The organism is Methanosarcinales archaeon (assembly GCA_014859725.1).
Classification (GTDB): Archaea; Halobacteriota; Methanosarcinia; order Methanosarcinales; family Methanocomedenaceae; genus Kmv04.
Map to the genome: position 1 here is coordinate 1 of JACUTQ010000099.1, position 8,397 is coordinate 8,397.

The window sequence follows — 8,397 nt, forward strand, 5'->3', positions numbered from 1 at the left end:
ATCGCAGACCAACATCCACTAAAACAAGGATTGAAACGATAATTTGTTCTCATCTAAATTTATTACCTTATTAAGTACTTCATTGAATAGATCTTTTACATTTATTTTAGCAGGCGTTAACTAATGGGCTTTATTAGCAAAACCGGATCAATAATTCGCGAATTGAATCTCAAACAGATCCAACGCTGGACAATTCTAAGCACATTAGTGGGCGCAGTTGGGGGAGTAGCTGCCATCCTTTTTTATTCAGGCTTATTTTATACCACCCATTACATATTGGGTGGTGTGGGCGGCTATTACCCTGCCATCCCTGCAGGGGATGTGGAATTACTTGCACCAGGGATAAATAATCCAAACAGATTGCTGTTAATTCTGATTCCAGCTCTGGGAGGCTTGATCGCTGGTATATTGATCTACCGTTTTGCACCCGAGACCGAAGGAGCCGGGACTGATTCGGTAATCGAATCCTATCACCAGAACCGCGGCATAATACGTACCCGGGTTCCATTAATGAAAGGGCTGACTTCCATTATAACCATAGGATCCGGTGGAAGTGCAGGCAGAGAAGGCCCCATCGCTCTGATCAATGCGGGATTGGGCTCCATCATGGCGACCAGGCTCCATCTAACAGATAGTGACCGCCGTATCATGGTCATTTGTGGAGTTGCCGCCGGTATCGGCAGCATATTCAAGGCCCCGTTTGGTGGTGCAATATTTGCTATCGAAGTATTGTACAGGCAGGGATCTGAATCTGAAGGGATTGTTCCTGCTTTTATCTCATCTACCGTCGCATACTCAATATTATCATCAGTACTGGGCTGGGAACCCCTCTTCACCATGCCAAATTACCAGTTCAATCATCCCTCTGAACTAATCTTTTATGCATTACTGGGAATAGTATGTGCAGTTACTGGCATATTCTATGTACACATGTTCCATGGGATCAAAGAGGTATTCAGGAAACTTAATGTACCAAAATATTTCAAACCTGCCATAGGAGGTCTTTTATTGGGATTACTGGCATTCTTAGTACCTGAAAGTCTGGGTGTTGGATACGGATTGATCCAGCTGGCTATAGACCAAAAACTGACAGTGGGATTATTGATACTGCTGGTGCTGGCGAAAATAATGGCTACTTCTTTCACATTAGGCAGTGGAGGCAGTGGTGGTGAGTTCGCCCCAACCCTTGTGATCGGTGCTATGCTGGGTGGATTCCTGGGAATCACCTTAAATTCTTTATTTCCGACTATTGTACTGGAATCTTCCACCTTCGTGCTGGTAGGAATGGCAGCTCTATTAGCAGGTGTGGCAAAAACACCCATCGCTGCGATAATCATGGTATCAGAACTTACAGGGAACTATAACCTGTTACCCCCTCTCATGCTGGCCTCAACCCTGTCCTTTGTCATTTCTGGCAGATGGTCGATCTATGAAAAACAGGTTGCAAGCCGGGTTGATTCCCCAGCCCATCACCGTGAAATGACAATAGATGTACTTGAACTTGTCAAAGTAAAAGAAGCCATGGTTTCCGATGTCATCACAGTTGATCCTGCCACAAAGGTGCAGACTGTATTAAACCTGGTTCACAAATACGGGCATCTGGGATATCCTGTACTTGACAACCTGAAACTGGTAGGCATAGTCACATTTGAAGATGCGGAAAAAGTACCATTTGATGAGCGAGATAAGGTCAGGGTTGAAGAGATCATGAGCCGCTCATTGATCGTGACATATGAGGATGAGAATCTTGAAATAGCACTTAAGAGGCTGCTTGACAACAATATCGGACGACTGCCTGTGGTAGATCGGGAAGACCAGAAAAGACTACTCGGCCTGCTAACCAAATCTGATATTATTAGAGAGCACGCTAAAATGAGTTCCAGGTTTTGCAGGCTACCACCTTAACAGAGATAATCTACTCTATTTCTTAATAATTTCTCTTATTATATCACCAGTGCTGAGTATACCGACTGGACGATCTGAAGCTCCCACGCCTGGTTCCGATAAAACGACTAACCTGTGGATGCCTCTATTCATCATGATCCTGGCAGCTTCATCTAATGTGATAGACGGCTCAACTGATTGAATATTGGAACTCATTATGGTTTCTGCTGTAGAATTAAGTATCGATCTATCCATAACAGCTTGAAGTACATCCATTTCAGAAATTAATCCCATGATCTCCCCGTTGTGATCAGTTACTGTTACAGCAGAGACATTCTGTTGTATCATCTTCTCTGCCACTTCCCTTATGGAAAGATCCATTCGAACAGAAACCACACCCCTGGTCATGATATCCCTTAATAGTCTATTCATTGGTTTCATTATTATTACTCTCACCCTATAATTATAAATGATTTGATAGAATAAATAACTATCTAACATAAATAAAAATGTGAAACTGAAATGAAATAAAATCTAAATAAATAAGTATCATAAGAACCTTTGAATGTCGTTAGGCGATGTAAATGTGCACATATGTCTCAAGAAATATAGGAAAATCAGTGAGATTGGAACGGATTTTCGACAGAAAAACTGGAAATACGATCATAATTCCAATGGATCATGGTGTAGGAGCCGGGCCTATTAAAGGTTTAGTAAACCTTTCAGATATGGTAAATAAAGTAGCAGACGGGGGTGCCAATGCTGTTCTTGGACACATGGGACTGCCCAAATACGGGCATCGTGGTTATGGCAGGGATGTGGGGTTGATCATACATCTTTCCGCATCCACTTCTCTTGGACCTGATCCTAATCACAAAGTACTGGTAACCACTGTTGAAGAGGCAATTAAGGTTGGAGCAGACTGCGTTTCTGTACATATAAACATCGGAGCTGATGACGAAGCTGAGATGCTGAAAGGGTTAGGGAAGACTGCCCGAAAATGTGATGAATGGGGTATGCCTTTGCTGGCTATGATGTATCCACGGGGTCCAAAAGTCGAGGCGGAACATGATGTGGAATATGTAAAACATTCAGCAAGGGTTGGTGCTGAACTTGGTGCTGACATTATTAAGACAAATTATACAGGTGATACAGATTCGTTCAGGGACGTGGTGGAAGGCTGTCCGGTACCTGTGGTCGTGGCTGGAGGGCCTAAAGTGGAAACCGAACGTGATCTTTTGAATATGGTATATGATTCGAAACAGGCAGGTGGCCGGGGAGTTGCAATTGGAAGAAACGTGTTTCAAGCCGATGATCCCACAGCCCTTGTGGAAAAAATCTCCAAAATAATACATCAGGATTATTCTGTAGACGAGGTCTATAAATAATATGCCTTCTCTTGCTATTGAAATAACAAAACTTAAACTGGAAAATCCTATTATTTTGGCTGCTGGTGTTTTGGGTACCACTGGTTCATCCCTTAAACGAATGGCTGACTCGGGTGCTGGGGCAGTGGTCACAAAGTCCATAGGTTCAGAACCAAAAGAGGGGCACCCAAATCCAACTATGGTCAAACTAGACTGTGGATTTTTAAATGCAATGGGTTTGCCCAACCCGTCCTACAAAGATTTCCAGGATGAACTGGCAGCGGCCAAGCTAGGTGGTATTCCGGTAATAGCCAGTGTCTTTGGTGCGCATCCCGATGAATTTGCAGAAATTATCAATGGTCTTCAAGGGGCAGATGCTTATGAATTAAATGTGAGCTGTCCCCACGCCAGTGGATATGGTGCAGTCGTTGGCACGGATCCTGTATTGGTTGAAGATATAACCAGGGCTGCAAAAAAAGCTGCGAAGGCCCCCGTTTGGGTCAAACTGACACCCAATGTTACAGATATCGTCGAGATAGGTGAAGCTGCCCAAAAAGGGGATGCAGATGCAGTGGTTGCCATCAATACGGTGAGGGGAATGGCAGTGGATATCCATAGTGGTTATCCTTTACTGGGTAATATCTACGGGGGGTTGTCAGGAAAGGCTATTCGACCTGTGGCCGTAAAATGCATCTTTGATCTATACAAAGCTCTGGATATCCCAATAATAGGTGTTGGTGGAGTTGAAAGCTGGCAGGATGTAGTTGAGATGATGATGGCGGGGGCATCTGCAGTCCAGATCGGTTCTGCTGTTCATGATAATATAAATATTTTCAATCAAATTTGCACGGGATTAACCAGATACCTATCTGACACTAATTACACTTTGCACGAGATAATCGGTCTTGCTCACAGGAGAATGGACCAATGAGACCAATGGATGCCGTAATTACAGAAGTTATCAGGGAGACTCCCTCAATAACCACCCTAAAAACCGATCTTGAACTTGATGCCACCCCTGGTCAGTTCGTTATGGTCTGGGTCAGGGGAGTGGATGAAATCCCGATGGCATTATCATTTTCGAATGGTATTACTGTGCAGAAGGTCGGTGATGCAACCTCCGCGCTTTCAGATATGCATGTGGGTGATAGTATAGGTATCAGGGGTCCCTTCGGGAAGGGATTTGAAATAACTGGAAACAGAATAATGATCATTGCAGGAGGGGTGGGCGGTGCACCATTATTACCACTGGCAGAACATGCACAGGATATTGAAGTGCACACCTTGATCGGGGCTAAGACCTCAAAAGAACTGCTTTTTGAAGATCGATTCTCAAAATATGGTGCCGTGAGTGTGGCTACCGATGATGGGAGTAAAGGGTATCATGGTTTTCTTACCGGGCTTATGTCGATGTACGACCTGGAAGATTTTGACCAGTTCTATGTGTGCGGTCCAGAATTGATGATGAGAGGAGTGCTGGATATTCTACACGGCCTTGAATGCAGATCACAGTTTAGTCTTCACAGATATTTCAAATGCGGGATTGGAGTATGCGGAGCATGTGTAATTGACCCGCTGGGTTTGCGGGTGTGCAAGGATGGACCTGTTTTTACGGGAGATATTCTTATTGAAAGTGAGTTGGGGAAATACCACAGGGATGCCACCGGAAGAAAGATAAAATTATGAGTGGCACAGCCGGGTATGCTATGATGAAGAGAGCTGTTCTACTTTTTCTGGTTTATAAATGAATATCCAAACCGCAACCAAAAATCAGCATTCCTGGAATAACCAGAGGAAATAACAGATCAATCCAGAAAGTTTAATGGGGGACTGTCTTCAAAATCTCCAGCTTCTCTAAAATCAATATAAGGGTAATTTATAAAAAGATTCAAAACTTTTAATTATAGATAATTATGATCGGCAGATTCAAATTTGAAGATCAGATATTTACAGGGAAAATAAATGATGGTAAAGTCATAGTAAAGCAGGACCTATACTTTGATACATATAACCTTGAAGACCTGCAACTACTCCCGCCAACAAACCCCAGTAAGATCATCTGTGTGGGATTGAATTATATTGATCATGCTAAAGAATTGAAAATGTCACTGCCTGATCATCCTATAATATTCTTAAAACCCCCTTCGTCCATTATAGGGGATGGAGATAATATTGTATATCCACCAAACAGCCAGGTGCTGGATTACGAAGCTGAACTTGCTGTAGTGATCAGTAAACATTGTAAAAATGTTCTGACAAAAAAGGTAAAAGACGTTATACTGGGATTTACCTGTTTCAATGATGTTACTGCCCGGGATCTCCAGAAAATAGATAACCAGTGGACCAGGGCAAAATGTTTTGATACATTTGCACCCATCGGCCCGTATATTATCGAACCCAATAAGATCAACCTAGGTGATGCTTTTATAAAAACCAGGGTCAATGGCAAGATCAGACAGAATTCCAATATAAATAATATGATCTTCGATGTTCCATTCCTTATTGAATTTATTTCCAACATAATGACATTGGAGGAAGGTGACATTATTGCCACAGGAACACCCGCAGGTGTTGGCCCCCTCCACATCGGTGATACAGTAGAAATCGAAATTCAGGGTATTGGTATATTAAAAAATCATGTGGTCAGTTAATTCCATTTACAATTAAAGGAATTAATCAATGTCATCGGATTCGTTTTCTTCTTTATTTTCCTGCTTATTTTCCACTTCAAAACCCATATATGTCCTATATACTGCAAGCATGAAACCGTATGCTGCCGGGCCGACAATAATTCCAATGGCTCCTACAACAAAAAGGGGTGCAGTAAATGCAAGTAGAGTAATAATTGGATGTATATGTCCACGCTGCATCATTAGTCTGGGTCTAATTATATTTCCGGGGATGGTTTCAAGGAACAACCAGCCAAAAATTAGCAATATCACAGCTTTGACCGGCTGATTGGTTAGGAAATAGAAAATGGACGCCGGTATATAGAAGGTACCTGGTCCGACAATGGGCAATAAAGCCAGGATGGCAATAATAGCACCCCACATGGCTGGATAAGGAACTCTTAATAGTGTAAGACCTATAGCCCCGATAATACCTGTTAGAATGCAGACTATTAGATAAACGTTGAACAGGCTGTTATAAATGCTGTCCAGATGGTCAAGAAAATCTTTAACAATATTTACCCTGTTTGATGGTAAGATCTCGATAAATGTATGTAATATGTTATCTCCGTCAATTAACAGGTAATATACCATAAATATAACTACTACAAGTTGCAGGGTGATAATCGCCAGATCAGAAATAAAATTCACTACAAATTGCTGGAGATTGGTAATTATGAAAGCGATAGCGTTAGAGACAGAAGATGAAAGACTGTTTCTCATATTTTCCTGGATCGAATCAGGAATATAATTATCAAGCAATTCCATTGCACTATTGATGACTGCATTCACATCATATTCCATCACTATAGGCTGGAATCTTGCGAGTTCGTAGCCTAGTATGAATATGATGTTCAGAAAAACAGCTGAAAAAATTGCGGCTACTACAACGATAGTCAGAATCGCCGAGATCCTTTGGCTTTGTATCTTTGTAATTTTTCGCAGAGTCCTATCGAGAGGACGGAGCACATAAGCACTAAATAGACTCAGAATTATTACATTTAGGAATGGCCATGAAAGATATATGACCAATAGAGATGCAGCTATCACTATGATCAAAACAAGTAATATGAAACGTTTGCGTGCAAGTGAATTAATCATCAGAATTAATTTATTTTATTTATTTATATGTAGCTAACAATATTCTCTCAACTCCCATTAAAATTTCAAAGCCTGGAAGTCCTTTCTTGGCAATTGTTTGGGATTTTGTTCAATTCGAATTTTCTTCATCGGTTGCACCCGTATCTGAAGTTGATTGTGAAATATCTACATCTGTTGACACATGAGGTACTACTATTGCGAAAGAAGACAATCCTGGTGTATGTACTGAATACTGATAGTAACTACTCTCAATCCCATTATAAGTAGTCATAAGGGGCTGCCATTCGCTATTGTGGAACCTATACATTATAATTGTTGGGGAATTCTCAAATAAGCTCTGCGGCTGGTACCTCCAGAACTGAATCTGGATCAGGTTTTGAAATTATTTTAAATGAATAACTCTGGGACGATGAGAATGAAGGTTTACTTGTATCACCAGTATTTACTTTGATATTTGCAGTACCTGGATGAGTTCCAAGAGAAAGGCCAATGATCTTGATTTCATATGTTAATTTATGGTTAATCGGACTATATCCGAAATCATATCCATATCCATACCCATAACCGAAATCATATCCATACCCATAACTGAAATCATATCCATATCTATACCCATAGCCATAATCTGCTGATGCTATTTTTGTCACAGTATACCCAGCATCACCACTTATTATAGTGCCATCTGGCTGGAATGAAAGATCGCCTTTCGGAAGGCCTGTAATACTTATATTATCTATTGGAATCCTGTCATCAGTTAGAAAGTCAATATCGACAGTAAATGTGACTGTTTGATAAGAATAATATTGTCCAGTGGGCGGTGTCATTGTAACTTTGACAGCACTTGCCGGACCTGAAAAAATTACCAACAATATAACTAATAATGTTAATGAAATATTTAATATTTTCTGTTTTTTTATATTTGAGATTCTCATGATCATAATCCCCCATTTAATGATAATTATAAGCAGTTATAAGCATTATCTGGATATAAATATTTCTAATAGTCATTAATTTATTAGGTACTTACCAATCCCCCTAAATTCATTGGTACTTTATTCACAAACCCCTTTAAGCCAGATATGCTATTGACGTAAGATTCTCTTTTATCTCATGCTGCAATCTGGTTAAGACAACTGCCAGTAAAGCTACACAGCACTGAGTTATATGAATATCAATATTTTTCATACCTTTTCCATTAATATGTGTCTCTAATCCAAGATGATCTTTCATATAACTATTAATTCCTTCACTAGCACTGCATAATATATTCTAAAGATGCATCTGCTGTTCAGGAGTGAATATATAGCTTTTTCCACCTAAACTGTGTTCATAGACTACGTTTTTTCGCCAATCAATATTTATATGGTAATGAGGTC

The 8,397-nt window shown here is 40.7% G+C and carries 10 protein-coding genes; 5 read left to right on the forward strand and 5 right to left on the reverse strand.

The window, feature by feature from the left end; all coding sequences use genetic code 11:
* Positions 1 to 123: 123 nt before the first annotated feature.
* On the forward strand, positions 124 to 1,905 hold the full coding sequence (locus IBX40_08655; protein MBE0524382.1) for a chloride channel protein: 1,782 nt from the start codon (positions 124 to 126) through the stop codon (positions 1,903 to 1,905).
* A gap of 15 nt (positions 1,906 to 1,920) precedes the next feature.
* Here the strand turns inward: IBX40_08655 and IBX40_08660 are convergent, their stop codons facing one another.
* Positions 1,921 to 2,325 carry a CBS domain-containing protein gene (locus tag IBX40_08660; GenBank protein MBE0524383.1) on the reverse strand — a complete coding sequence of 135 codons (405 nt, stop codon included), beginning with the start codon at positions 2,323 to 2,325 and terminating at the stop codon, positions 1,921 to 1,923.
* Positions 2,326 to 2,468: 143 nt separating this feature from the next.
* On the opposite strand from IBX40_08660, the gene IBX40_08665 reads away from it, so the two are divergent.
* The 4 genes from IBX40_08665 (at position 2,469) to IBX40_08680 (ending at position 5,902) form a co-directional block, all read left to right on the forward strand.
* Positions 2,469 to 3,272 (forward strand): class I fructose-bisphosphate aldolase family protein, encoded by an 804-nt coding sequence (locus tag IBX40_08665; GenBank protein ID MBE0524384.1) that lies wholly within the window; start codon positions 2,469 to 2,471, stop codon positions 3,270 to 3,272.
* Between the two features lies 1 nt (position 3,273).
* Positions 3,274 to 4,182 (forward strand): dihydroorotate dehydrogenase, encoded by a 909-nt coding sequence (locus IBX40_08670; GenBank protein ID MBE0524385.1) that lies wholly within the window; start codon positions 3,274 to 3,276, stop codon positions 4,180 to 4,182.
* Positions 4,179 to 4,937 (forward strand): dihydroorotate dehydrogenase electron transfer subunit, encoded by a 759-nt coding sequence (locus IBX40_08675; protein ID MBE0524386.1) that lies wholly within the window; start codon positions 4,179 to 4,181, stop codon positions 4,935 to 4,937. Before IBX40_08670 ends, IBX40_08675 begins: the two co-directional genes overlap by 4 nt.
* A gap of 227 nt (positions 4,938 to 5,164) precedes the next feature.
* Complete coding sequence (locus tag IBX40_08680) at positions 5,165 to 5,902, forward strand: fumarylacetoacetate hydrolase family protein (GenBank protein MBE0524387.1); 738 nt, start codon at positions 5,165 to 5,167, stop codon at positions 5,900 to 5,902.
* A 21-nt stretch (positions 5,903 to 5,923) separates the two neighbouring features.
* On the opposite strand, the gene IBX40_08685 is transcribed toward IBX40_08680, so the two are convergent.
* From IBX40_08685 to IBX40_08700, 4 genes are all read right to left on the reverse strand, one after another.
* Positions 5,924 to 7,021 (reverse strand): AI-2E family transporter, encoded by a 1,098-nt coding sequence (locus IBX40_08685; GenBank protein ID MBE0524388.1) that lies wholly within the window; start codon positions 7,019 to 7,021, stop codon positions 5,924 to 5,926.
* A gap of 109 nt (positions 7,022 to 7,130) precedes the next feature.
* Positions 7,131 to 7,328, reverse strand: a complete 198-nt coding sequence (locus IBX40_08690) for a PGF-pre-PGF domain-containing protein (GenBank protein ID MBE0524389.1) — start codon at positions 7,326 to 7,328, stop codon at positions 7,131 to 7,133.
* A 19-nt stretch (positions 7,329 to 7,347) separates the two neighbouring features.
* Positions 7,348 to 7,953 carry a hypothetical protein gene (locus tag IBX40_08695; protein MBE0524390.1) on the reverse strand — a complete coding sequence of 202 codons (606 nt, stop codon included), beginning with the start codon at positions 7,951 to 7,953 and terminating at the stop codon, positions 7,348 to 7,350.
* A 136-nt stretch (positions 7,954 to 8,089) separates the two neighbouring features.
* The gene (locus tag IBX40_08700) at positions 8,090 to 8,251 is read right to left on the reverse strand and encodes a hypothetical protein (protein ID MBE0524391.1); all 162 of its coding nucleotides are present in this window, start codon (positions 8,249 to 8,251) and stop codon (positions 8,090 to 8,092) included.
* Positions 8,252 to 8,397: the final 146 nt, after the last annotated feature.

Bases quoted from the DNA above. Each gene is read 5' to 3' on its own strand.
- IBX40_08675 (MBE0524386.1), top strand. From the start codon at position 4,179: ATGAGACCAATGGATGCCGTAATTACAGAAGTTATCAGGGAGACTCCC.
- IBX40_08665 (MBE0524384.1), top strand. From the start codon at position 2,469: ATGTGCACATATGTCTCAAGAAATATAGGAAAATCAGTGAGATTGGAA.
- IBX40_08655 (MBE0524382.1), top strand. From the start codon at position 124: ATGGGCTTTATTAGCAAAACCGGATCAATAATTCGCGAATTGAATCTC.
- IBX40_08700 (MBE0524391.1), bottom strand. From the start codon at position 8,251: ATGAAAGATCATCTTGGATTAGAGACACATATTAATGGAAAAGGTATG.
- IBX40_08685 (MBE0524388.1), bottom strand. From the start codon at position 7,021: ATGATTAATTCACTTGCACGCAAACGTTTCATATTACTTGTTTTGATC.
- IBX40_08660 (MBE0524383.1), bottom strand. From the start codon at position 2,325: ATGAAACCAATGAATAGACTATTAAGGGATATCATGACCAGGGGTGTG.
- IBX40_08695 (MBE0524390.1), bottom strand. From the start codon at position 7,953: ATGAGAATCTCAAATATAAAAAAACAGAAAATATTAAATATTTCATTA.
- IBX40_08680 (MBE0524387.1), top strand. From the start codon at position 5,165: ATGATCGGCAGATTCAAATTTGAAGATCAGATATTTACAGGGAAAATA.
- IBX40_08690 (MBE0524389.1), bottom strand. From the start codon at position 7,328: ATGTATAGGTTCCACAATAGCGAATGGCAGCCCCTTATGACTACTTAT.
- IBX40_08670 (MBE0524385.1), top strand. From the start codon at position 3,274: ATGCCTTCTCTTGCTATTGAAATAACAAAACTTAAACTGGAAAATCCT.